Annotated in this window: 20 protein-coding genes; 13 read left to right on the top strand and 7 right to left on the bottom strand. The window is 72.1% G+C overall.

The genetic code is table 11. The features are described from left to right. Positions 1–32: 32 nt before the first annotated feature. Positions 33–986, top strand: a complete 954-nt coding sequence (locus ACWD12_RS12570; protein WP_450099524.1) for an NADP-dependent oxidoreductase — start codon at positions 33–35, stop codon at positions 984–986. 157 nt (positions 987–1,143) lie between these two features. Here ACWD12_RS12570 and ACWD12_RS12565 read toward each other — a convergent pair whose 3' ends face one another. After that, complete coding sequence (locus ACWD12_RS12565) at positions 1,144–2,220, bottom strand: polysaccharide deacetylase family protein (protein WP_450099523.1); 1,077 nt, start codon at positions 2,218–2,220, stop codon at positions 1,144–1,146. A 253-nt stretch (positions 2,221–2,473) separates the two neighbouring features. Here ACWD12_RS12565 and ACWD12_RS12560 point away from each other — a divergent pair, with 253 nt between their 5' ends. Beyond that, positions 2,474–4,006, top strand: a complete 1,533-nt coding sequence (locus tag ACWD12_RS12560; protein ID WP_450099522.1) for an acyl-CoA carboxylase subunit beta — start codon at positions 2,474–2,476, stop codon at positions 4,004–4,006. 117 nt (positions 4,007–4,123) lie between these two features. Continuing rightward, the gene (locus ACWD12_RS12555) at positions 4,124–5,002 is read left to right on the top strand and encodes an SMP-30/gluconolactonase/LRE family protein (protein WP_358363542.1); all 879 of its coding nucleotides are present in this window, start codon (positions 4,124–4,126) and stop codon (positions 5,000–5,002) included. Positions 5,003–5,122: 120 nt separating this feature from the next. Here the strand turns inward: ACWD12_RS12555 and ACWD12_RS12550 are convergent, their stop codons facing one another. Continuing rightward, entirely contained in the window at positions 5,123–6,241 is a 1,119-nt protein-coding gene (locus ACWD12_RS12550) for an EamA family transporter (RefSeq protein ID WP_450099521.1), read from the bottom strand. A 93-nt stretch (positions 6,242–6,334) separates the two neighbouring features. Between ACWD12_RS12550 and ACWD12_RS12545 the strand changes: the two genes are divergently transcribed. From ACWD12_RS12545 to ACWD12_RS12530, 4 genes are all read left to right on the top strand, one after another. Beyond that, positions 6,335–6,907, top strand: coding sequence for an XRE family transcriptional regulator (locus tag ACWD12_RS12545; RefSeq protein ID WP_450099520.1), 573 nt, complete (start codon positions 6,335–6,337; stop codon positions 6,905–6,907). 159 nt (positions 6,908–7,066) lie between these two features. Further along, complete coding sequence (locus ACWD12_RS12540) at positions 7,067–7,828, top strand: SDR family NAD(P)-dependent oxidoreductase (RefSeq protein WP_358363547.1); 762 nt, start codon at positions 7,067–7,069, stop codon at positions 7,826–7,828. Between the two features lie 190 nt (positions 7,829–8,018). Then, positions 8,019–11,189: a BTAD domain-containing putative transcriptional regulator gene (locus ACWD12_RS12535; protein ID WP_450099519.1), complete on the top strand. Its 3,171-nt coding sequence runs from the start codon at positions 8,019–8,021 to the stop codon at positions 11,187–11,189. Between the two features lie 64 nt (positions 11,190–11,253). Next, on the top strand, positions 11,254–12,873 hold the full coding sequence (locus ACWD12_RS12530; protein WP_450099518.1) for an MFS transporter: 1,620 nt from the start codon (positions 11,254–11,256) through the stop codon (positions 12,871–12,873). A gap of 76 nt (positions 12,874–12,949) precedes the next feature. Here the strand turns inward: ACWD12_RS12530 and ACWD12_RS12525 are convergent, their stop codons facing one another. Beyond that, on the bottom strand, positions 12,950–13,813 hold the full coding sequence (locus ACWD12_RS12525) for an NAD(P)-dependent oxidoreductase (protein ID WP_450099517.1): 864 nt from the start codon (positions 13,811–13,813) through the stop codon (positions 12,950–12,952). A 117-nt stretch (positions 13,814–13,930) separates the two neighbouring features. On the opposite strand from ACWD12_RS12525, the gene ACWD12_RS12520 reads away from it, so the two are divergent. Then, positions 13,931–14,485 (top strand): CGNR zinc finger domain-containing protein, encoded by a 555-nt coding sequence (locus tag ACWD12_RS12520; RefSeq protein ID WP_450099516.1) that lies wholly within the window; start codon positions 13,931–13,933, stop codon positions 14,483–14,485. A 230-nt stretch (positions 14,486–14,715) separates the two neighbouring features. Here the strand turns inward: ACWD12_RS12520 and ACWD12_RS12515 are convergent, their stop codons facing one another. Next, positions 14,716–16,596, bottom strand: coding sequence for a protein kinase domain-containing protein (locus tag ACWD12_RS12515; RefSeq protein ID WP_450099515.1), 1,881 nt, complete (start codon positions 16,594–16,596; stop codon positions 14,716–14,718). Positions 16,597–17,022: 426 nt separating this feature from the next. Here ACWD12_RS12515 and ACWD12_RS12510 point away from each other — a divergent pair, with 426 nt between their 5' ends. The 5 genes from ACWD12_RS12510 (at position 17,023) to ACWD12_RS12490 (ending at position 22,489) form a co-directional block, all read left to right on the top strand. Continuing rightward, positions 17,023–17,679: a TMEM175 family protein gene (locus ACWD12_RS12510; RefSeq protein WP_450099514.1), complete on the top strand. Its 657-nt coding sequence runs from the start codon at positions 17,023–17,025 to the stop codon at positions 17,677–17,679. A gap of 97 nt (positions 17,680–17,776) precedes the next feature. Then, positions 17,777–20,152, top strand: a complete 2,376-nt coding sequence (locus ACWD12_RS12505; RefSeq protein ID WP_450099513.1) for an FdhF/YdeP family oxidoreductase — start codon at positions 17,777–17,779, stop codon at positions 20,150–20,152. 140 nt (positions 20,153–20,292) lie between these two features. Then, positions 20,293–20,754, top strand: a complete 462-nt coding sequence (locus ACWD12_RS12500) for a hypothetical protein (protein WP_450099512.1) — start codon at positions 20,293–20,295, stop codon at positions 20,752–20,754. A gap of 248 nt (positions 20,755–21,002) precedes the next feature. Beyond that, a complete protein-coding gene (locus tag ACWD12_RS12495; RefSeq protein WP_358362299.1) occupies positions 21,003–21,248 on the top strand; it encodes an acyl carrier protein in 246 nt (81 codons plus the stop codon). Between the two features lie 857 nt (positions 21,249–22,105). After that, positions 22,106–22,489, top strand: coding sequence for a transglycosylase family protein (locus ACWD12_RS12490; protein WP_358362297.1), 384 nt, complete (start codon positions 22,106–22,108; stop codon positions 22,487–22,489). Positions 22,490–22,545: 56 nt separating this feature from the next. Here the strand turns inward: ACWD12_RS12490 and ACWD12_RS12485 are convergent, their stop codons facing one another. The 3 genes from ACWD12_RS12485 to ACWD12_RS12475 form a co-directional block, all read right to left on the bottom strand. Continuing rightward, positions 22,546–22,755 carry a hypothetical protein gene (locus ACWD12_RS12485; RefSeq protein WP_358362296.1) on the bottom strand — a complete coding sequence of 70 codons (210 nt, stop codon included), beginning with the start codon at positions 22,753–22,755 and terminating at the stop codon, positions 22,546–22,548. 385 nt (positions 22,756–23,140) lie between these two features. After that, complete coding sequence (locus tag ACWD12_RS12480) at positions 23,141–23,719, bottom strand: hemerythrin domain-containing protein (RefSeq protein ID WP_450099511.1); 579 nt, start codon at positions 23,717–23,719, stop codon at positions 23,141–23,143. A 56-nt stretch (positions 23,720–23,775) separates the two neighbouring features. Further along, the gene (locus ACWD12_RS12475; protein WP_450099510.1) at positions 23,776–24,858 is read right to left on the bottom strand and encodes an FUSC family protein; all 1,083 of its coding nucleotides are present in this window, start codon (positions 24,856–24,858) and stop codon (positions 23,776–23,778) included. Between the last annotated feature and the right edge of the window lie 36 nt (positions 24,859–24,894).

Here is a 24,894-nt window from a genome sequence, read left to right as displayed (position 1 = left end):
GACTCGTTACGGCCTCCGGTCTGGAGGACACAGTGCGCGCGGTTGCCGTCGCGAAGCCCGCGGGCGAGCCCGAGCTCATGCGGCTGCCCGTTCCCGAGCCCGGGCCGGGCGAGGTGCTCATCAAGGTGGTCGCGGCGGGGCTGAACCCGCTCGACTGGAAGCTCGCGGACCGGGCACGGCGCGGCGAGACGGCCGACGAGGCGGTGTATCCGCTGATCTACGGCGTCGACTTCGCCGGCAAGGTCGCGGCGCTCGGGCCGGGGGTGACGCGGTTCGCCGAGGGCGACCCGGTGTTCGGGCAGCCCAAGCGCGTGCCGGTGGGGGCGTACGGCACCTACGCCGAGTACGTCATCGCCGCCGAGGACGGTGTGCTGGCGGCCGCGCCCGAATCGCTGCCCCTCCCACTGGCCGCCGCGCTCCCGACCGCCGGACTGACCGCCATGTCCATGCTGGACGCGGCCGGGCTCGTCGCGGGGCAGACTTTGCTCCTGGTCGGCGCGGCCGGCGGGGTCGGGTCGTTCGTGACGCAGCTTGCCGCGGCGCACGACGTACGCGTAGTCGCGGTCACGCGCGGCGTGGGCGAGCACGAGATGGGCGAGTTGGGCGCGGCGGACACCGTCGACGCGCGGAGCGGGCTGCCGGTCGACGAGTTGCGCGAGGCGTATCCCGAGGGGGTCGACGCACTGATTGACCTGGCGTCTGATCCCGAGCGGTTCGCGGCGTACGCGGAACTCGTGGCCGACGGCGGCGTGGCGGTCAGCACGATCGGTGCGGCCGATCCCGATGCCTTGGCACGGCGCGGGGTCGAGGGGGTCAACTTCGTCGTGTCGCCGTCCGCTGAGTTGTTGGCGCGGCTGGCGGCCGAGGTCGACGCCGGGCGCGCGACGGTACGGCTCGGCGCGCAGGTGCCGCTCGCGGACGCGCCCGACGCGGTGGCGCGCAGCCGGGCGGGGAAGGCGCGGGGCAAAACGGTGATCCTCGTGTGACGAGCGCGCTGGTCGGTCCGGACCGCCGGGCGGCGGTCGGGGTCCCGTCCGCGGCCGAGGAAGCGGACCGAAGGCGTGTTCCGGCGCGTCCGGTGGCCCCACCCACCGGACGCGCCCGCTTTGCCCCCGCGTCGGTCGCGTCGTCGCGGCCGGGACGTCAGCTCTTCGGGAAGCTGTACGTGTACCCCTCCGCGTCGAGACGTTCCAGCAGCCCCGTCAGCGCCGTCACGGACTGCGAACGGTCACCGCCGCCGTCGTGCACGAGGACGACCCGCCCCGGCCTGATCTGCTGCTCGAGGCTCGCCAGGATCTTGTCGGCGCCCTCCCGCTTCCAGTCCCCTGGATCGACGTTCCAGCCCAGCGGGCGCAGGCCGTTCTCGACGGCCATCTCGCGGATCCACGGCGTGAAGTCGCCGCCCGGAGCCCGGTAGTACCAGACCTTCGCCCCGGGCCCCGCGGCCTCGCGGATGAGGCGGTCGGCCTCGGTGATCTCGTGCCGGTTGTAGTCCGCCGAGCGGTCGCTCTGCCGCACGTTGTGGCTCATCGAGTGGTTGCAGAGCCGGTGGCCTTCGGCGACGACGCGCTTGACCAGGTCGGGATGGGCCTTGGCGGCCGGGCCCAGCATGCAGAACGTGGCCTTGGCGTTGTGCTGCTTGAGGATGTCGAGCATCTGCGGTGTGTAACGCGGGTCGGGGCCGTCGTCGATGGTCAGGGCTATCGTCTTGCCGCCGGTCCCGGTCCCCGACTCGGCTTCGCGGGATATCGAGGGGTCCACGCCACCCGGGGCGAAGCGGGGCGCCTTCTTGGCGTCGGTGCCCCCGTCGGAACCCGGGTCTGTCCCGGGGTTCCGGCCCGGGTCCGCGCCCGGGCTGGTTCCGGGGGGTGTGCCCGGGGTTGTCGCAGGGGTCGTGCCCGGGGTTGATGTGGGGGTCGTGCCCGGGTGTGTGCCCTGGTCGGTGCTCGCCCCCGTGCCGGTGCTCGCGCCGTTGCCCGTGCCGGCACCCGCTCCCGGGGCGGCGGCGCTGTTGCCGCCGGGCACCTGACCGCGGGTCCCCTGCACACCGGACGCCTGGCCGCCAGACGTCTGGCCTCCCCCGCTCACCACCGCACCAGGGTCGCCGTGCGACGTGGCTGAGCCGCCCGTACCGGAGCATGCGGCGACGGTCAGGAGCAGTCCCGCACTCGCGATGCCCAGCATCATTCGGTTGCGAGCCGTCCGCGCGCCCATCCGCATATGTACATCTCCCTGTCGTCGTACCGCACGCCCGTCGGCGCCGCCGTCCGGCCTCCGTATCCGGCCTGGACGTCGGGCCACCTTCGCGGGTCTATGTGTGGGTGACACGTAGGTCAGCCGACGAATGTGTAACAGTTGCCCATCACTCTCATTTGGGGCAGCTGATCGCGGTTTGCGACGGCTTCGACCCGAGAGTCGTCCCGAGCCCGAGGACCCCCTCCCCCAAATGCTTGACTCGGTCTACTATCAGCGGATGACCGGAAGTCCTTCACACCGCGACGCCTGGAAGCCGCTGCTCGACGACCTCGCGGGACGCCGTACGGCCTCCCGGGCGATGGGCGGCCCGGCGAAACTCGCCCGCTACGGAGCCGCCGGCCGGCTCAACGCCCGCGCCCGGATCCGCGCTCTCCTCGACCCCGACTCGTTCGACGAGCTGGGCACACTCGCGGGCGGCGCCGAGTCGCCAGCCGACGCTTTCGTGGCGGGCTCCGGCCGCATCGCCGGGCGCACCGTGTTCGTCGGCGCCGAGGACTTCACCGTGCAGGGCGGTTCGATCGGCGCGTCGGCGGCGGCCAAGCGGGCGCGGCTCGCCCGACTGGCGGGCCAGGAGCGGGCCCCGCTCGTCATGATCCTCGAGGGCGCGGGCCACCGAGCGACCAACGCGCTCCAGGGCCACACCGCCTCGCCCAACGACCTCCAGGCCATCGCGGAACTCGCCGGGCGCGTACCGACGATCGCGATCGTCGTGGGGCCGTCGGCCGGGCACGGCGCGCTCACCGCACCGCTGTCGGACTTCGTGGTCATGGTCGAGGGCTCGGGCGCACTCTTCACCGCGGGCCCGCCCCTCGTCGCGGCGGCGACCGGCGAGCAGGTCGACAAGCAGACACTCGGCGGCAGTGCCGTGCACTGCGCGCTCAGCGGCGTCGCGCACAACGCGGTCACGGACGACGCGGCGGCCCTGGCGCTCGCCCGCCGCTACCTGTCCTACCTGCCCTCGAACGCGTGGCAGCGGCCGCCGTACGCCGGTGCCGAGCAAGGCAACGCGGACACCGCACCGCGCTCGACGGACGCGCTGCTGGACCTGATCCCGCCCGACGCGCGGCGGCCGTACGACATGCGCGCCGTGCTCGACACGGTCTTCGACGCGAAGAGCGTGCTGGAGATCCAGCCGAAGTACGGCGCCTCGGTCCTCACCGCATTCGCGCGTCTCGGCGGCCACGCGGTCGCCGTGCTCGCGAACCAGCCGTCCGTACGCGCGGGCACGATCGACGCGGACGCCGCCGCAAAATCGGCGCGGTTCCTCGACGTGTGCGGAGCGTTCCACCTGCCGGTGGTGTTCCTCGCCGACAACCCGGGCGTGCTGGCCGGGACGGCTTCCGAGAAGGCCGGGATCCTGCGCGCCTCTGCCCGCATGTTCGCCGCGCAACACCGGTTGCGGGTGCCGAAGTTGCACGTGACGCTGCGCAAGGCGTTCGGGTTCGGGTCGTCGGTGATGGCGATGAACCCGTTCGACGCGCAGACGGTGTCGTACGCCTTCCCGGGCGTCACCCTCGGCGGCATCCCGGCCGCCGCCGGTGCGGCGACCGCCAAGCAGGACGACGCCACGCGGGCCCGCCTGGTCGCGAACGAGGCGTCGGGGCCGTGGCGTTCGGCGAACGCGCTGTCGTACGACGACGTCGTCGAACCCGCCGAACTGCGCAACGTCCTGCTGGCCGGCCTGGCCCGGGCAGGCGAACGCCTGACGGGCCCCGTCGAACCGATCACCCACACCGGCTACCTGCCCTGACCGGGCGCCGCCCGCTGTCGCCGTGCGAGCCACGGCGGCAGCGGACTCCCCGCGCACATACCGGCCGGAGGCAGGCGTGCCTTCCTATCTTGAGGCGGGTCGGGTACGCAGGACGGCATGGTGACGCGTACGACGATCCTTGACGGCCTCTGCTTCGGCGAGGGCCCCCGCTGGCACGACGGACGGCTGTGGCTCTCCGACCTGATCGGCCATCAGGTCCTGGCCGTGGACGTCCCCGACGACTTGGCGACTCCCGTCAAGGCCGAGACGGTTGTCGCGGAGCACGCGGATCAGCTCTCCGGCCTCGGCTGGCTGCCGGACGGCGACCTGCTCGTGGTCTCGATGGCCGAGCGGCGGGTGCTGCGGCTGCGCGACGGCGTGCTGACGACGCACGCCGACCTCGCCGGCCTCGGGCGGCACCACGTCAACGACATGGTGGTGCGGTCGGACGGCTTCGCGTACGTCGGGCAGATGGGCTACGACTTCCACACCCACGGCAGCCGCCCCGAGCCGATGCCGCTGATCGGCATCGCGCCGGACGGCACCGCGCGGGCTGTTGCCGACGACCTCAATTGCGCCAACGGCATGGCGCTCTCGCCGGACGCCGGGCTGCTGGTGGTGGCCGAGAGCGCCGCGCGGCGGCTGACGGCGTTCGATGTGGCGACGGACGGATCGCTGTCCGGGCGGCGGGTCTTCGCGGCGCTCGGCGACGGCGACCATCCCGACGGGATCTGCCTCGACGCCGAGGGCGCGGTCTGGGTCTCGTGCCCGGTCTCGCGCCGCTTCATCCGGGTCCGCGAGGGCGGCGAGGTCACCGACGGCATCGAACTGCCGGAGGGGCGCCGGGCTATCGCGTGTGTGCTCGGCGGCGGAGACCGGCGCACGCTGTTGATGGTCACGGCGGAAACGCTCGGGGATGCCGAGAAGTCCCGCGAACTGCGGGCCGGGCGGGTCGAGGCGGCTCGCGTCGCGGTGCCGGGCGCGGGACGTCCCTGACCTCCGGGTCGTCGCCCCGCAACACGTCGTCCTGGCATGCGTCCGTTGAGTGAGCGTCGCCATCGGTACGGGCCAGGCCGGCAAGCGTCGGATCGCGGCCTACGTGGGCGTCACCCTGCGTCAACCGGCGGCCAGGAGCACGGTCCCGGCCAGCGCGAGCCCCGCGCCCACGGCCTGTGGCGGCAGTAGCCGTTCCTTGAGGAACACGACGGCCGCAAGTGCGGTGATCACGGGGTACAGCGAACCGAGGACGGCCGCGACGGTGACGGGGCCGTGCTGGGCGGCCGTGGCGTACGTGCCGTTCGCCGCCACGTCCGTCACGCCGACGATCGTGAGCGCGGGGAGCAGGGCCCAGGGAATCGCACGTGCGGCCGAACGAGGCGCGAGCGATCCCGCCTTCGGCGCCGCCGCGACGGTGACGCCGGCTGTGACGCCGGCTGTGGCGGCAGCACGCACGGCAGCTGGGGCCGCGGTACGTGCCGGCCCGGGAACCCGCGGCTCCGGCACGGGAGTTCCCCCGCCGCCCGGGCGCACCTTGGCAAGGATCCGCGTCGACCTGGGCCGAGGAATCCGCCTCCGCAGGCCGCCCGCGTCGGCCGCGCCGCCCTCGCCGCCCTCTCCAGTCGCGTCGCCCGCCTTCGGCCGCCGCTCGGTGGCCACCATCACCGTGCCGCCCACGACGACGTTGACGCAGCGCTGCACGAACTGCGCGAGCAGCAACCCCGTCAGACTCGCCGAGGCCTCGGCGATCAGGGCGAACACGCTGCCGAAGCCGACGGCCGCGCCCGCGGTGAGCAGCAGCGTCTGCCGCTGTACCGCGCCGCCGCCGCCCAGCTTGCCGCCGCCCGCGAGGGCGATCCCGGCGATGGCGACGGCGATGCCGACGTACTGGAGGGGCCCTGGCCGGTCGCCGTCCACCGCGAGGCCGACCGACACCGGGATGACCACGCCGGCCGTGGCCAGGGGCGAGACGACGCCCATCGGCCCGCGGGCCAGGGCCTCGTAGAAGCACAGCAGCGCCAGTGGTCCGACGAGGCCGGCGGCGACCGCGAACCACAGGCGCGGGCCGGCCTCGGACACCGCGCCCATCGCCAGGACAACCGCCCCGAGCACCACACATGCGGCGGTCTGGGACAGGACCACCACGCGTGCCGCGGGCAGGCGACGGGCGAGCAGCCCCGCGCCGAAGTCGGCGAAGCCCCACAGCACGCTCGTGACGAGCGCCAGAGTGACAGTCAAGATGACCCCGCAGTGCAGTACGGTGAACAAAGCAGTGCATTACAACGTAGTGCAGCAGAGTGAATGATGTCATCCAGAATATTGGACGGTCTGATGCCCGACCTGGAAATCGTCGCCCAATCGCTCGCCCGCAACGCCAAGCGCGTGCGGCAAGCCCGCGGTTTCAGCCTGGACCGGCTCGCCGCACGCGCGGGGGTCAGCCGGGGCATCCTCATCCAGATCGAGCAGGCCAGGACCAACCCGAGCATCGGCACCGTGATCCGGGTGGCCGACGCGCTCGGTGTGAGCATCGCGCAACTGCTGGACTACTCGGACGCGCCGACCGTACGCGTCACCGCCGCCGAGGACGCCGTCGAACTGTGGCGCACCGACGCCGGGAGCAGCGGCGTGCTGCTCGCCGGGACCGAGGCACCCGGCCCTCTGGAGCTGTGGACGTGGCGGATCATGCCGGGCGAGGGGCACGACTCCGACGCGCACCCGCCGGGCAGCGCCGAACTGGTCAGGGTCGACGAGGGCGAGCTGACGCTCGTCGTGGACGGGCGGGAGTACCGCGTACCGCAGGGCTCGACCGCGCACTTCGAGGCGCACCACGCACACGCCTACCGCAACACGGGCGACGTCCCCACGGTGATCACCCTCGCGGTGTCGATCCCGGCGCCCGCGTAGTGCACCGAAGTACGCGCCTCACCGACGGAAATTGCCTTCCCCGGGAGGTCCCTTTTTGGCACAGCGTGCCATACGGTGTACCGCGCCGGATCTGACGCGCAGTCAATCAACCGCGCGGTTCCGGCGGCTCGTCACCGCGTCGTCCAAGGAGCAGCGATCATGAGTGTTACCCCCGAGCAGTCCGCCCGCACGGTCCTGGTCACCGGCGGCGGTTCCGGCATCGGCCGGGCGATGTCGATCGCGTTCGCGGCGCTCGGTGACCGCGTCGTGGTCGCCGACCTCTCCGAGGAGACCGCGGCCAAGACCGTCGCGGAGATCCAGGCCGCGGGCGGCACGGCGACGGCGCTGCGCGTCGACGTCTCGGACGAGGAGTCGGTGGCGGCCATGGTCGCCGCGACGGTGTCCGCGTACGGCAGCCTCGACGTGCTCTGCAACAACGCCGGCGTGCTCGACTCCATGGGCGTGCTGGAGGACATCTCGCTGGCCGAGTGGCAGCGCACCATCGGCGTCAACCTGACCGGTGTCTTCCTCGTCGCGCGCGCCGCGCTCCCGCACCTGCTGGAGAGCAAGGGCAGCATCATCAACACGGCGTCCGAGGCGGGCATCCGCGGCGGTTGCGGCGGGCCGTCGTACACCGCGTCCAAGCACGGCGTGGTGGGGCTGACCCGGAGCATCGCGTACATGTACCGCGAGCAGGGTGTGCGCGCCAACGCGATATGCCCGGGCGGCGTCAACACCAACATCGTGCAGGGCGAAATGAGCGAACAGGGCTTCGGCCGGCTCGCCGGCGTCCTGATGAACGCCGGGGCGATGGCCGAGCCGGAGCAGATGGCGTCGGTCGCGGTGTTCCTGGCGTCGGACGCCGCGTCGTACGTCAACGGCGCGATCATGCCGGTGGACGGCGGCTGGTTCGCGGGCTGACGCGCCCGGCACGCCCGGCGCTCCCGACGCGCCCGGCCCAGGAACATCACCCGGCGGCACCGCACGCGCGCGACGCGACGGTGTCGCCGGGGTCGGCCCGGAGACGGCCTCGGCGGGCCACGGTCGGCCCGATTGCGCGGGCGGGCACCTCGCCGCCCACACCTTCCAGCCGATGAGCCAGAATCGCTGCATGTTGTTCGGCATTCTGGGCCCGGTCGAGGCACGTCACCAGGACGGTACGCCGGTCGCCGTGGGCGGCCCCCGCGTACGCTCCCTCCTCGCCCTGCTGCTCCTGGACGCGGGCCGCATCGTGCCCGCGCAGACGCTGGTCGCCGGCCTCTACGGCGAGGCGCCTCCCGGGGACGCCACCAACGCCCTGCAATCGCAGGTGTCGCGGCTGCGGCGTGGTCTGCGCGACGACTCGGGCACCGACAAGCTCGTCGAGTTCCACGCCGCCGGATACCGCTTGGCCGTCGACCCCGAGCAGGTGGACGCGCACCGCTTCGAGCGCCTGGTCCGCGAGGGACGCCGCGCACTCGCCATCGGCGGCCACGCCGACGCCCACCGCCTGCTCGACGAGGCCCTGAACCTGTGGCGCGGCCCTGCCTTCGCCGACGTCATGGACGCGCCCTTCGCCGCCACCCAGGCCTCCGCCTGGGGCGAACTGCGGCTGGACGCCCTGGCCGACCGCGCCGAGGCCGCACTCGCGCTCGGCCGACACGCGCAGGTAGTGGGCGAGTTGCAGCGGCTGGTCGCGGAGAACCCGCTGCGCGAGCGGCTGGTCGGCCAACTGATGCGCGCGCTGTACGGAGCGGGCCGGCAGGCGGAGGCGCTGGCCGCGTACGAGAACACCCGCACCCTGCTTGCGGACGAACTCGGCGCCGACCCCTCGGCCGAACTCGCCGCCGTGCACCTGGACATCCTGCGCTCAGCCCCCTCGCTCACCCCGGCCGCCGCGCCCGCCGTCCCCACCGAGGGCGAACACCTGGGCCTGCCCGCCCAGTTGACGAGCTTCGTGGGCCGCGACACGGAACTGGAGCGGGTCGGCGCGCTGCTCGGCGCGGCACGCCTGGTGACGCTGACCGGGCCGGGCGGCGCCGGCAAGACGCGCCTCTCGGTCGAGGCGGGCCGCCGCGACAGCGGTGACGTCTGCTTCATCGACCTCGCGGCCGTACGTCGCGGCGACGAACTCGTGGCCGCCATGCTCACCGCGCTCGGCCTGCGCGAGGCAGGTCTGCTGCCGGCCAGTTCCCCGGAGACCGGCACCGCACGCCTGGTGGCGGGCCTGACCGCGCGCAAGGTACTGCTGATCCTGGACAACTGCGAGCAGATCGTCGCCCAGGTCGCGCGGCTCGCCCACACGCTGCTCAGCGCCTGTCCGGACGTACGCATCCTCGCGACCAGCCGCGAGGCGCTCGGCATCACCGGCGAAACCCTTTGCCCCGTGCCGAGGTTGGCGGTTCCCGCGGAAGGCACGCAGCTCGACGAAGCGCTGGCCGCGCCGGCGGTGCGCCTGTTCGCGGACCGCGCGAGCGCGGTCCGCCCCGACTTCACGATCGACGCCGACACGCTGCCGACCGTGCTCGCCGTGTGCGCGGCGCTCGACGGACTGCCGCTGGCCATCGAACTGGCCGCCGCCCGCCTGCGCGCGCTGCCGCTCGACGAGGTCGCCGCGCGCCTCGGCGACCGGTTCCGGCTGCTGTCGCGCGGCAACCGTACCGCGGCCCCGCGCCACCAGACCCTGCGCGCCGTGGTGGCGTGGAGCTGGGACCTCCTCGACGAAGCGGAGCAGGAACTCGCCCGCAAACTCACGGTGTTCCGGGGCGGTGCCACGATCGCGTCGGCGGCCCGGGTGTGCGGCCTGCCCGAGGAGGAGGCCGTCGAACTCCTCGCCGACCTCGCGGACAAGTCGCTGATCGACGGCACCGACGGCCGCTACCGCATGTTCGAGACGATCCGCCTCTACGGATCGGAGCGCCTCGACGAGGCGGGTGAACACGACGCCGTACACCGCGCGCACGCCGAGTACTGCCTCGAACTCGCCGAGCGCGCCATGCCGTTCCTGCGCACCGGCGAGCAGATCGGATGGCTGGACCGGCTCAGCGCGGAACACACCAACCTACGCGCCGCACTGCGCTGGACGATCGACAACGACCCGCCGCTCGGGCTGCGCCTGAACGCGGCGCTCGCCTGGTACTGGTGGCTGCGCGGGCTGCGGCACGAGGCGGGCGGCCTAGCCGGCCAACTCCTGGCCGCGGTGGGCGACGAGCCGCCGCCGGGGATGACGGAGGCGTACCTGCTGTGCCTGCTGGGGTCGCTGGCGGAGACCGCCGATCACGACGACGGCACGCGCGCCCGGCGCATCGCCCGCGCCCAGCCGCTGCTGTTCAGCCTCACCGAACCGCCGCGCCAGCCGGAGCTGTTCATCCTCATCGCGGTGGCACTCGGCCCGGAGGGCTCGGACCAGGAGCGGACCGCCTCGCACATGGGCGACGACCCGTGGTCGCAGGCCGTCATGTGCCTCGGCTACGGCTTCACGGAGTTGTACGGCGGCAAGATCCCGGAGGCGCGCGCCTACTTCCAGAACGCCTTGGAGAGCTTCCGGGTCCTGGGCGACGCCTGGGGCATGGCCAACGCGCTGGACCAGCTCGCGGTGTTCGCGGACTGGGCGGGCGACATCCCGGGCGGCCTCGCCCTCATGGACGAAGCGCTGGCCATGATGCGGGAGTTGGGCATCACCGAGGACATCGACGACCTGCTGGTGCGGCGCGCCGAGATGGTCCTGCGGCTGGGCGACCACGACGCCGCGCGGGACCTCTACAGGCACGTCATGGAGTCGGCCGAGCGGACCGGGCGGCCCACGACCCTGGCGCTCGGGCGCAGCGGCCTGGGCGACCTGGCCCGGCACGCCGGGGACCTCGCGGAGGCGAAGCGGCTCCAGGAGCGGGCGCTCGCGGAGTGCCCGGCGGACCTGTTCGACAGCGCCTCCGCGCAGGCGTACATCCTCGTCTCGCTGGCGTGGACGTCGGCGACCTCGGGGGACGCCCACAAGGCCCGCGGACTCGCATACGCGGCACTGGACTTGACGTACTCGCAGGGCAACCTGATGCTCACGGCCGAAGCCGTCGAAGCGCTCGCGGGCGCGGCGGTGGAGGACGGCGACGCGGCCGGGGCGGCGTGGCTGCTCGGGCTGGGGGTCGCGACCCGGGGTTCGGCGGTGCCCGGAAACCTGGATGTGGCGCGCGTGACGAAACGCGCACGTGCGAAGTTGGGGGACGCGGAGTTCGAGGAGGCGTACGCCCGCGGCCGCGCGGTCGAGCGGAGTGCGGTGGGCGACGCCCTGGAGTCGGTCCGCACCTGAGGAGTGCGTGGCGCGGTCAGCGGACGGTCAGTGCGCGGTCAGCGCCGGACGGCACGGTTGCCGCATGGATTCCTCGCACACATCGACCCGGCAGGCCGGTCCCCCGGTGCAGTACTCGGCCGCCCGCAAGTGGGCCACTGTGGCCGTCGGCTGCCTTGCGGTCGTCGTCCTGTCCGTCGACCTGACCGCGCTGCACCTGGCCATCCCGGGACTGGTCTCGGACGTCGACCCGTCCGCAAACCAGATCCTGTGGATCGCGGACGCGTACGGCTTCGCACTCGCCGGCCTGCTGGTGACCATGGGCGTGCTCGGCGACCGCGTGGGGCGCAAGAAGCTGTTCCTGATCGGCACGGTGGCCTTCGGTGCGGCGTCGCTGCTGACCGCGTACGCCTGGAACGCCGAGACGCTCATTGCGGCCCGCACGCTCCTCGGCGTGGCCGGCGCCACGATCATGCCGTCCACGCTGTCGATCGTCCGGAACGTCTTCACCGATCCGAAGGAGCGTACGGCCGCCGTCGGCATCAGCATGGGCGTGGGCGCGCTCGGCGTGGGGCTCGGCCCGGTGTTCGGCGGACTGCTGCTGGACCATTTCTGGTGGGGCTCGGTGTTCCTGGTCAACGTCCCGCTGATGGCGGTGGCGTTCGTGGCCGGCGCGGTGATCCTGCCCGAGTCGCGGGATCCGCGCCCGCAGCGCCTGGACTTGATGAGCGTGCCGCTGTCGATCGCCGGGGTGATCGGGTTGGTGTACGCGGTGAAGGAGGCGGCGTCCGGCGGGCTCATGCAGGGCCGCGTCGCGGTGGCGCTGCTGGTGGGTGTGGTGGCGGCCGGGGCGTTCGTCCGGCGGCAGCGGCGCATCGACAACCCGCTGATCGACGTGGCGCTGTTCCGGCGCAAGGCGTTCACGGGGTCGATCCTGGCGAACCTCATGGCGATGTTCGCGCTCGTGGCGCAATCGCTGCTGTTCGCCCAGTACTTCCAACTGGTGCTCGGCTGGTCGCCCCTGAAGGCCGGGCTCGCGGGGCTGCCGGGCGGCGTCTTCGCGATGCTGGGCGGGGTCGCCGCGGCACCGCTGATCACCGTGCTGGGCCGGGCCCGGCTGGTGGCCGTGGGGATGACGCTCGCGGCGGCCGGCTTCTCCCTCTACACGCTGTCGGGGGCGTCCTCCAACTACCCGCTGCTGGTCCTGGGGATGGCGCCGTGCGCGCTCGGCATGGGGATGGCCATGACGGTGACCGGCGACACGATCCTGGCGTCGGTGCCGAAGGACCGCGCGGGGTCGGCGTCGGCGATCTCCGAGACCGCGACGGAACTGGGCGCGGCGCTCGGCATGGCACTGCTGGGAAGCATCCTGAACGCCGTCTACCGCACGTCCGTCGACGTGCCCGCCGACGTGCCGGAGTCGGCGCGCGGCGCCGTCGAGGACTCGATCGGGGCGGCACGGCACAGCGCGGCGGGGATGCCCGCCGATCTCGGCGCCCGGGTCGTGGACGCGTCGCGGGACGCGTTCGTGACCGGCATGCACGTGGCGCTGCTGACCAGTGCGGCGCTGGCCTTGGCGGCCGGGGTGGCGGCGTTGTTCCTGCTGCGCGATGTACCCAAGGTGCTGGTCGACGAGGAGGACCCGATCGACGAGGGCGATAAGCAAGCCCCCCGGAAGGCCGCGCCGATTGCGGAGGCCCGCTGATCCACCGGTAGACCCCGGGCCACACCCCGGGGCCACCGGTCGGGGTCATGCCGCCTCGATCGTGGGCGATCGGTGGTCACCGCGGCTGCTGTTCCGCGATGACCGCCCAGTCGTCCGTCCCACGACCGTCGGCGATGGCCTCATCGAAGACCGCACGCAGCAGTCGACCGATCGGGAGGGGAATGCCTTGGTCGGTCGCTTCATCGAGCGCGAGGTGGAGGTCCTTGCGGCCCAGGACCGCGGTGAATCCGGCCGGCTGGTAGCGCCGTTCGGCAATCATCGACCCGTATCCGGAGTAGACGGCCCCGGGGAAGAGTGTCGAAGTCAGCAGCTCGACGAACTGACCGGAGTCGACACCGGCGCCCTCCGCGAGGCTGACGGCCTCGCCCAGCGACTGGATCGTGCAGGCGATCAGGTAGTTCCCGAGGATCTTCACGATGTTGGCCTGCTCCGGACGGTCGCCCAGTCTCCAGGTCCGCGAGCCGATCACGTCGAAGAACGGCTGCACGCGGTCGAGCAGCGCCGGCTCGCCGGCCGCAAGGACGTTGAGTGCCCCGGCTTCGGCGACCGGAACGCGGCCGAAGACCGGTGCCGCGACATATCCGACACCGTGCTCGGCGTGCGCTGCGCCGAGCCGGCGAGCCAGGCCCGTACTCACGGTGGCGAGGTTGACGTGAACGGTCCCGTCCGGGATCTGTGCGAGGACACCGGAGTCGATGAACGTCTCGGCGACGGCCCGATCGTCGGACAGGATCGAGAAGACCACCGGCGCCCGCATGGCCTCGGCCACCGAGGCGGCACGACGGGCACCCGCTCCGACCAGTTCGACCGCGGGCCCGTCGGAGCGGTTCCACACCACGACGTCGTGGCCGGCCTTCAAGAGGTTGCGTGCGATGGGTCTCCCCATGGCTCCCAGACCGATGACCGCAGTGCTGCTCACGCCGAGCGCTCCTTTCCTTGAACCGTCTAAGGCGGTTCAAGGATGCCATGGAGTTACGATCGCAAGGAACCGCCTGAAGCGGTTCAGCGCGTAGTCCTGCTCACTGCGGAGGTTGGAATGACCGAGGACGTACGTCGTGTGTTCCGGATGGACAACGAGGTCCCGGCGTTCCGGTTCACCGCCACCGTCAGCGATCGCGCCGGCCGGACGCCGAGGGAGCGGCTGACCGATACGGAACGGCTGAAGATGTGGCTGGAGGCCGCGGGGCTCGACGTCGCAGATGTGTCGCCGACCGATCTGAAAGACGCCGTCGAACTGCGCGAGGCGATCTACCGAATCGGGTCGGCGATCGCCGCAGGCGAACGACCGGAACCCAAGGATGTCCGCATCCTCAACACGATCGCTGCCGCTGGGCATGCGAAAGCTGCACTGGACAACGAACGAGCAGGATGGCACCTGACGCAGACAACCCCTGTCGGTGACGCCCTCGGGGTCCTGGCCACGGATGCCATCCGCGTACTCGGGGGGCCCGACCGCGGCCGCATCAAGAACTGCGAAGGCCCGGCGTGCGCGGGGCTGTTCCTCGACACCAGCCGCGGGGCCAACCGCCGCTGGTGCTCGATGAACACCTGCGGCAACAAGGCCAAGAAGTCACGAATCACCGCGAGCTGAGCCGGCGGAGCGGCGACCGGCCCCGTCAACAACGTGATGCTCCGCAACGTACCGCGCCGACGCGATGGCTAGTGCTGTGGCCGGGAAGGTTTGCCGGTTCCCGGTGTTCGGTGCCCTGCATCGCAAGGCGCAGGCCCGAAGCTCGTACTCGGTCGTACTCGCGAGGGCCTGCAACGCAGCGAGGCGGGGTGCCGGGCGCCGGGAACCGGTGAACCTCTCCGGTCACAGCACTAGCCGCGCGCCGTCCAGTATTCCAGGCGTGTGCGTACGCTCGCCGCGTAGGCGCTGCCCGTGCCCTGCGCCGCCTGCGCCTCACCGACGAGCAGCGTGTAGAGGTGCACCGCGCGCGCGGTGTCGCCCTGCACGCCGATCCAGTGCGCGAAGGCGTTCTTGACATCGAGCGTCACCAGGGAGTCCTCGCCCAGCGCGGTCCGGCAGTCGCCGACGAGGCGCTCGAAGTGGCGTACGGCGCGGTCGACATCGCCTACCTTCGCGATCCACATCGCCCACTCGGCGCGCACCGACAGCGTGTCCGCGGCGAGCTCGCCCATCGTCCGCAGATAGTCCCCGGCCAGCAGGCCCGCCGCTTCCGCGGCGCCCGGCACGTCGCCGGAGTGGCCGAGCCAGTGCGCGTGTTCGCCGCGCAGGAGCAGCGTGTAGGGGTGGTCGGCGCCGAGCGCGCGGAATGCGCCCTGCGTGGCGGACAGTGCCTGGTCCCGGGCGGCGGCGGCCCACCCGAGACGGCCGGTCGCGTGAATGCTGCCGAGGAGCGAGCACACCGCGTACGCGTGCCACGGCCCGAAGACCTGTCCGGCGACCTGGGTGGCCTGGCGGAACGCCTCGGCCGCATCGCTCACGTGCCCGTCGTGCAGCAGACGGCAGGCCTGGTCGTAGTGCGCGATGGTCGCCTGCTCCGACGCGGACTGCGGCGGAACGTACGCGCGGGCCGCGGCGTACCGCTTGGCACGGGCCTCCGGCGGATCGGGCAACTGCGGTACGGCCCGCTGGTGTCCGGTCGGCGGCACCAGGGCGGGCCCGGCCGCGGGCGGAGCGGCGGGATGGTGTCCCGTCGGCCCGGCGGCAACGGGATGGCGGCCGGTCGGCACCGGCGGTGCGGCGGGGTGGTGACCCGTGGGACCGGGCGGAACGGCACCCGGCGGAACCGCGCCGGGCCCGACCGCGCCGGGAGCCACCACGCCGGGCGGCACGCGCGGCGGCGGTGGAACGGACTGGGTGCGCTGCTCGGGCATCGCGGGCATGGGTGCGTCGCGGAAGGCGCGCACCAGTTCCCATTCCCGGTCGCCGAGCCAGCCGCGCGCGTTGTCGTGCGCCACGAGGTCGACCTCGGCGGCGAGCAGACGGATGACCTCGGCGGGCTCGGGGCGGTGCCGGGCGTCCCGGCGCAGGCAGCGTTCGACGATGCCGCGCAGCGGCTCGTCGAGTTCGGTCGGCGCGTGCACGGGCAGTTCGTGCTGGCCGGTGGCGAGGCAGATCAGGGTCAGGCCGAGCGCGTAGACGTCGCTCGCGGTGGTCACCTGCACGTTGCCGTACGCCTGTTCCGGCGACATGTACCCGGGCGTGCCGATCGCCGCCGTACCCCCCGTGGAGACGTACGTCCCTTCCGCGTGGACCACGCCGAAGTCGATGACCCGCGGGCCGTGTTCGTCGAGCAGGATGTTGGACGGCTTGAGGTCGCGGTGCACGACGCCGACGGCGTGGATGGACTGCAGCGCCTCCGCGATGCCCGCACCGAGCCACATCACGGTGTCGACCGGCTGCGGCCCGCACGTCTTGATGAGGCGCTTGAGCGAAGGCGCGGGCACGTACGCGGTCGCGATCCACGGCACCCGGGCGCCGGGGTCGCTGTCGACCACCGACGCGGTGAACACCCCGCTGACCCGGGCCGCCGCCTGCGCCTCGTGCGCGAAGCGCCGCCGGAACTCGCCGACGGTGGTGAACTCGGGACGTATGGTCTTGACCGCCACCCACCGGCCCGCGGCCGACCGCGCGAGGTAGACGCGGCCCATGCCGCCCGCACCGAGCCGGGCCAGCACCTGGTACGGCCCCACCTCGGCCGGGTCACCGGCCTCCAGCGGCTCCCAGGCCAGCACGGCGCACACCCCCTCCGCAACCTCTCGCTCCCGCATCCGCGCCGTCGCCGGGGCGATTTCCGCCCCGCCCCCCGCGTCGCAGATCAGCGAAGCTTTTCACATTTGCGGGGACGGGTTCTCGCGGACGGGCGCCCGACGCGGAACGGCGGCGCGCCGCGGCCGAAACCGAGCCCAGGATGGTGCCGCATACGCAGACCCGCTCACACTCGATGCCACGCTCGCCACGCCGGAGGTAAGCCGTGGACCGGCCTCGTCGTGGTGACGACCCACGCCGGTAACGTACCGCCGCGCCCGCGGGTTTGGCATACCGCGGCAACCGCGGGGATCCGCGCCGAGACGACAAGCGGGCGACCGGTGTCACCCGGGTGGGCGACCGGGCGGCCGCGCGTCCGGGGATTGCCGCGGGCAGGGCCTAGGGTCGACCGCATGGTTGCACCGACCCGGGTCCGCGCCGACCAGCACGGGCCGGAGCGGCTCATCGCCCTCTCCGACGGCGTGTTCTCGATCGCGATGACCCTGCTGGTCCTGGACATCTCCGTGCCGCCGGGGCTGAGCACCGCGGATTTCGACGAGGCGCTCGGCGACCTGCCGCAGAAGATCTCCGCGTACGCGCTGAGCTTCGTCATCATCGGCGCCTTCTGGCTCGACCACGGGCGCGTGCTGCGCGGCCTGCGCGCGGTGGACCGGCCGATCATCGCCGTCACACTGCTCGGGCTCGGCTTCATCGCGTTCCTGCCGTTCCCCACCTCCTTGTTGTCCGAGTACGGGAACGAGCCGGTGTCGGTGGCCGTGTACGCCGCGACGATCGCCGCCACGGACGTGACCCAGATCGGACTGGTGCTGCTCCGCGCGCGACGCCCGTGGCTCAACGAACACCCGATTCCGCCCGAGCTGGTGCGGTCGTGGATCACCGACACGGGGGCGACGGTCGCGGTGTTCGCGGTGTCCATCCCGCTGGCCTGGCCGCTGGGCGGACACGCGATCTGGCTGTGGCTGCTGATGATCCCGGTGAAGTTCGCCACGGGTCGGCGGCACGCGGCGGTCGTGCGGCGCGTCGGCGAGCAGGACATGGACGCCCCGTAGCGGGCCGCCGCGCGCGTCGCCGCCACGCGTCACCGATGTTTCGCCGGTGCGAACCGAGGGGTACCCGTGCGCGGCCGACGCACGAAAGGCCGAGTCGATGCCCGACACCCCTCCTCCCTCCTCCGGTCCCCGCGCATCCGGCCCGGGCACTTCCGACGACGGGGTCGCCGCCACGCCGGCCACCGGCTTCGGGCCCGCGGGCGACGGGGATCCGTCCCGGGAGCCGTACCGGCACCCCAGCGCGGGCTGGGGAGCGGCCAAGTCGGTCGCGAAGGTGGTCGCGCGCGCCGAGGAGCCGGTCACGGCCGTGCGGCTGATGGACACGATGAACCACGCGGGGCGCGGCTTCGACTGCCCAGGGTGCGCGTGGCCGGACGCGTACGACGGCCTGCACCTGGACCTGTGCGAGAACGGCATCAAGCACGCGACCTGGGAGATGACGCACAAGCGCGTCGGCCCGGAGTTCTTCGCGGCGCACACCGTCACCGAGTTGCTGTCGTGGCCCGACTTCGCGCTCGAGGACCAGGGTCGGCTGACCCAGCCCATGGCGTACGACCCGGACTCCGACCGCTACGTCGCGATCACCTGGCCCGAGGCCTTCTCCGTCATCGGCGACACGTTGCGGGCGCTGGACTCCCCCGACCGCGCGATGTTCTACACCTCCGGGCGCCTGAGCAACGAGGCGAGCTTCCTGTACCAGTTGTTCGTACGCGAGTTCGGCACGAACAACCTGCCCGACTGCTCCAACATGTGCCACGAGGCCAGCGGCCGGGCGCTGACCGCCGCACTCGGCACCGGCAAGGGCACGGTCGACCTCCAGGACCTCGAACTCGCCGACGCCATCTTCGTGATGGGCGTCAATGCCGCCTCCAACGTGCCGCGCATGCTGACCGCCCTCGCCGACGCGTACCGGCGCGGCGCGCAGGTCGTGCACGTCAATCCGCTGCTGGAGGCGGCGTCGGGCCGCACGATCGTGCCGCACGAGTTCCGCGCGATGGCCGCGTTCAAGGCCACTCCCACCGGGACGCTCGACCTGCAGCCGCGCATCGGCGGGGACCAGGCTCTGCTGCGCGGCATCGCGAAGGCCGTGCTGGCCGCGGCGGAGGACGATCCGGCGGTCCTGGACCACGAGTTCCTGGCGCGCTTCACCACCGGGTTCGAGGCGTACCGCGACCTTTGCCGGGCCACGGCGTGGGAGGACATCGAGCAGGCCTCCGGGCTGCGCAGGCAACGCATCGAACAGGCCGCGGCCGTGTACGCCGCGGCCTCGCGCACCGTCTTCAGCTGGTGCCTCGGCATCACACAGCAGGAGCACGGCGTCGACACCATCCGCGAGATCGTCAACGTGCTGCTCCTGCGCGGGAACATCGGCCGCGAGGGCGCGGGGCCGTGTCCGATCCGCGGGCACAGCAATGTGCAGGGCAACCGCACCTGCGGCATCAACCACCGGCCGGGCGCGGAGTTCCTCGACCGCCTCGCCGAGGTGTGCGGCATCGACCCGCCCCGCGAACCCGGGTACGACACGGTCCGCGGCATCGAGGCGATGCTGCGCGGGGACGTACGCGTGTTCGTCGGCATGGGCGGCAACTTCGCGCGCGCCGCGCCCGACACCGAGCGTACGGCCGAGGCGCTGCGCGGCTGTGAACTGACGGTCCACGTGTCGACCAAGCTCAACCGCAGCCACCTGGTGCACGGCCGCAAGGCGCTGATCCTGCCGTGCCTGGGGCGCACGGAGAAGGACGTCCAGGTGACCGGCGTGCAATCGGTGTCCGTGGAGGACTCGATGAGCATGGTGCACCTGTCGCGAGGCATGAAGCGCCCCGCCTCCACCCACCTGCTGTCCGAGCCCGCGATCATCGCCGGCATCGCCCGCGCCACCCTGCCGGACGGACCCACACCATGGCAGGAGTACGTCGACGACTACGACCGCATCCGCGACGTCATGCAGCGTGCGCTGGACGGTTTCGAGGACTTCAACCGCCGGGTCCGCGGCCCGCACGGGTTCCGCCTGCGGCAGCCCGCCCGTGAGCGGATCTTCCTGACGCCTTCCGGGCGTGCCGAGTTCTCGCTCGCGCCGCTGGCGGACCCGACGCCCGGCGAAGGGCTGCTGACGCTGGCCACCGTACGGTCGCACGACCAGTGGAACACCACGATCTACTCCGCCGACGACCGCTACCGGGGCGTGCGCAATCTGCGCACGCTGGTGTTCCTCAACCCCGCGGACATGCGCGAGCGGAGCCTGTCGGCGATGGACCGCGTGGACATCACGAGCATCGCCAAGGACGGCGGCCGCCGCACGGTGCACGGCTACCTCGCGGTCCCCTACGAAGTGCCGCCCGGCTGCGCGGTCGGGTACATGCCGGAGCTGAACGTCCTGTGCCCGCTGGGCGACTTCAGCGCGCAGAGCGACCAGCCGCTGATGAAGCACCTCGCCGTCGAAATCACCCCGTCGGCGGTCGACAGCGAGGCCTGACCGTGAATGCCCTTGCGCCACGCAGGTGATCTTCTGTCGGCCCGGCCGCCGCGACCGCCCGGTTTCCCGCCGAACTTGTGGGTAACCTCGGCGAGCGTGGGCACCAGTGGTGCAGAGACGACCGACTCTTGGAGGCGAGGATGACCCAAACAAGCGCGAAGTCCGAGCCCCTGGCCGTTCGTGCGGTGGACAAGTTGACCGTCGGGCTGGGCGCGTTGCTCTTCACCGAGTGCCTGGCGTGGCTGACGTACGCCATGCTCGTCACCCCGGAACGCTTCGCCCTCGCACCGGACTTGGCCCAACCGCTCACCGGGCCGTTCCTGACCCCGCCGACCGCCGGCGACGTGTCGGCGGGCGTGGCGCTGTCGATGGTGGTCCTGAACTGGTGGGGCGGCTTCGGCGCGGTCAAGCGCTCGGTCGGCAGCAAGTCGGTCGGGTTCACGATGTGCGCCGTCGCGAACACCGCGCTGCTCGCGTGGTCGCTGGGCCTCGCGTTGACCGGGCACGGCCTGTGGCTGCCGGCCTTTGCCACGCTGCCGATCGTGGCACTCTCGGCCCTGATGCGCGCGGCCGTACGCCCTGCCCCGCCCCGCGTCGTCTGACCGGCGTCATCTGACCGACCCGCGTCACCGGAGCGGCCTGCGTCGGCTGAGCGCTTGGCGTCGGCCGAACGCCTGACGTCGTCTGGACCCTTGATGTCGTCTGAACGCTAGACGTCATCCGTCCATTTGGCCCCATATTCCTACTTGTTGTCACGTTGCGGTCACGACATGCGTTCCACGGCAGCACGGGTGGTACCGGTGCGATGCCGGACAAACAGCCCGGCGTGAGATCACCCAAGGAGGATCCTGTGGACGCGTTCGAAACCCGCATCATCGCCGTCGTCGCCGACGAGCTGGGCATCCCCGAGGCGGAGGTGACCGAGCGGTCGCAGTTCGCCGACGACTTCGGGATGGACACGTTCGCGGTGGCCGGTCTGGCCCTGCGCGTGAGCGAGGAGTTCGAGGTCGCCCTGTCGCACGACGACATCGAGGCCTTCGACACCGTCCGGGACCTGATCGACGCGGTCAGGGAGCTCGCCCCGCAGGCCTCCTGACGACGGTTTCGCACAACGCCGGAACCGGTCCTGCGGTCCGGTCGCCGCGGCAGCACGGCGCGGCGACCGGATCACCGCAGGCAGGCCCCAGCACACCAGCCACGCGGCTTCCCACGGCGGAGACGCGCCGCCCGCCGGGCACAAGGCCACCCGGTCGGCCGCCAGGCCCGCGCGCCCCCGGGCGGCCCCCGGCGTCGGCGTCCGCGTCGGCGTCGCGCGCCGTCCGGGGACGGGGTGCGTACCCGAGTGTTCATCGAGGTGACCGGACGAGGAGTCGACGGGATGCGCCTCCGGCGCGGATTCCCGCGCACACCCCGATCACTTGTCACACGAATGCCGAGTTACGCGGACCAATGAGGCGGGCCCGGGGCCGGAAAAACTCCGCAGCATTTTTTGCGGTCGATTCGTTTCGACCGACACAACACACCGCGCACCGCCTTCCCGACCGTCGAACCACGCTGGCCATCGTGCGCCTTTCGCTTCGCATTCCGCAGGACCGACGCGCCGGTGATCGAAATCTTTCGGAAGCAGCCGGGCCCGGATCGCCTGCCCGACACGCCAGTTGGCCGGATTGCGCAAATCCCCGGGACACGCCCGGAAACAAATGCGTTGACCTGCGTGAATCCCGAAGACGGTTGATATCACCGCCGTTGATTTGCTTTGGTCATGGGCATGTGCAAATCGCACCCCGAGGGTTCCCGGTCCGATTCATCGGGTCGGGATCCGCGCCTCATGAGGCCGCGGACCCAGCGAATGCCCGGACATCGCAAAGCTGATGACGTCCCGGCGCCCGACGCGGCAATGCCTTCGGGCTCGTGCCGCCGCATCGCCCCGCGGGAATTCCGGAAGGACTGTGCATGTCTCTCCGTCGTGTTCTCGGCAGCAACGCTCGTACAACGACCGGCCGTTCCCGGTGCGCCCGCGGCGCCGACGTCGTTCTCACCACCGTTCTCGTACTCGTCACGGTCGGCGTCACCACGGCCGGCTCGGCCGAGGCCGTGAGCGTCGCCACGTGGGACAAAGTCGCCAAGTGTGAAAGTGGCGGCAACTGGTCGATCAACACCGGCAACGGCTACTACGGCGGCCTACAATTCAAGCTGAGCACGTGGCGGGCACACGGCGGCAAGGGCATGCCGCACCACGCCTCGAAGTCGGAGCAGATCCGCATCGCCGAGAAGGTGCTCGCCAGCCAGGGACCGGGCGCGTGGCCGGTCTGCGGCCGGCGCGCGGGTCTGCGCTGAGCGTTACGCGAACAAGCCGTTCGCACGCGGCCCGTCCGGCGCCGCAGCGTCCGCCCTCAGGGAGCGGTCCACCGCAAGGGCGGGATGTAGCGCGGGAATCCGCGGATCACCAGCCGGGCCTGCAGTGCCTCCAACGCCTCGTCGTACAGGGCGTCGGTCACCCCCAGGGCGAACGCCCGCTGCAGCACCGCGAACGGGTCCGCGGCCGGCACCGGCCACCCGCCGCACGTGCGGATCGCCGCGTCCACCGCCATCTCCATCAACACCGCGCGGTTCCCGCCGAGTCCGGCGGGAACCGCGGCCGATGCGGACGGCCCGTCCGTGCGACAGTCACGGCAAAGGGAACCGTGCACGCAGCCCTCATCCATGCGTTCTCCCGAGCACCTCGGCGGGCACCGGCGTACGACCTTTGGCCGCTACTGCCCGCTGCCACCAACTCCACACCGGACGGTTCGTCCGTACCCGGCGACGCGCCGGGAAGGATGGCCGGAAACAAGCCGTCACACCTCCCGGGCCTCCGGCGGCCACGTCACCCAGGGCACTGCGCCCTTTCCCGGCAGAGGAGTTGCCCGGCGCGACGACCAACACGTCGGTCGACACACCGGGAAATCCTGGATCCGCACCGTCGATTCGCCGTCCGGTTCAGCTCTCTCAGCTCCCGCGCAGGCCGTCCCTGACACGGTCGACCATGCCCGCGAACGGCCCCACGGTCCATTGCGCGGCGGTCGATCCGGCGCTGCCCGGGTGCGGGTGCGTGGGGGCGACCTTCTCCGCGGCGCGCACCCGGACACCCATCGTGCGGCGTTCCTCCGCGGAATATCCGTCATGGAGAGCCGGGAACTCCTGACGCTCCTCACGGTCCGCGTGTGCCTTGACCGCCGCCTCGAATTCGGCGAACTTCGCGTCGAACGCGGAAGTGTTCACATCGATGCCCTCCAGTTCGGCCAACACCGTCGCGGCCTGTTTCTCCTCGCGATTTCGGGCATCGGTTTCCCGGGACCCGGCCACTTTCTTCGCGGCGGGGCGTACGACCATTTCTTCCGCGGCCTCGTGGACCGCGAGGACACAACGCAGTTCGTCGAACGCATTCTGCTTCGCCGTCCGATCTCCGTGCCGCTTCACCTCGGCGAACAGTTCTTCGATTCGGGCGTGCTGGTGCATCAATATGCCCACCACATCGTCGTCGTGGAGCCTCGCGGCCTGGGCGCGGTTCATGGCGGAGTTCGACACAGGTTCTGCCTCCTCATGTGTTGGATCGAGCGCGGGGCCTTCCCGCGGAGGCGCCGCTACCCGGTGAGCCCGGAGTGACCCGTGCGATTTGACCGTCCCATCCGGCGGAGGGGCGCGGACTCGGATTCGGTCCCGGACTCGGCCTCGGGATCGGCCTGGGGATCGGCCGCGGGTTCGGCGCCCGGCGGCTGTACGAGGAACACCGAGGCCAGCGTCCCCGCCACCGCCGCAACCACGATCGTGATGACGACCCGGTTCAGGACCAGGTCGCCCGGGGTCGCCGCGCCGCCCATGAGCAGCGCGCCGGGCGTGGTCCAGAACACCGTCTTGCGGTACACCGCAAGCCCCTTCAGGGACCACGCGACGCTGAACACGATGCACACCACCGCAACCAGCAGCGTGACCTGCTTCGGCACCGTGACCAGCAGGACGAACGACGCCACCCCGCCCGCGACCGTGGCCACCACCCGGTCCACCGCCTTACGCGGCCCCTGCCCCGGCGTCGGCACGAACACGACGCACAGCGTCAGCATCACCCACATGCCGTGGATGAGGTGGAACCCGAAGGACACCCAGGTGGCCACCGCGCAGCACGCGGCCATCAGCAGGCTGTGCCGCAGCGCGGTGCGCCGGTCCACGGGCGACCGGGGCAGGTGCAGCTTGGCCGGTTTGATCATCAGCGCCGCGAACGCCACCCCCGCCGCCGCGGCCAGGCCCACCGCGAGCAGTGGCTTGTCGGACGCGGCGCCGCCGCTGCCCGCCTGCACGAACGCGGCCATCGGCAGGTAGGAGGCGGCGCCCGCGGTACGGCGGTTCGCGACGTACAGGCACAGCCCCGCGGCCGAGACGACGGCCACCGACCAGCCCGTGTGCCCGGCGGCGAGCAGTCCGCCCACCGTGGCCGCGACCGTCGCCGCGGCCAGCACGACGCAGTCCGGCCACAGCGGCAAGGCGGGCACCGCGGTCACGGACACGATCACCGCGAACAGCAGGGCGACCGCCGGGAGTGTCCCGGCAACCGCGTACACCGCGGCCGCCGCACCCAGGATCGGTGCGAGGATCACGAGCACCGACTTGGTCTGCTTCCACGGCGGCGGCACCGCGCCGAAACGGTCCGGCACGTCCCGGACGCCCCGCATCACAGCTCCCCGCCGGCGGTACGACAGCCGGAGTTC

It is taken from the genome of Streptodolium elevatio, from assembly GCF_053592165.1.
This window is presented reverse-complemented; position numbering and strand designations above follow the sequence as displayed.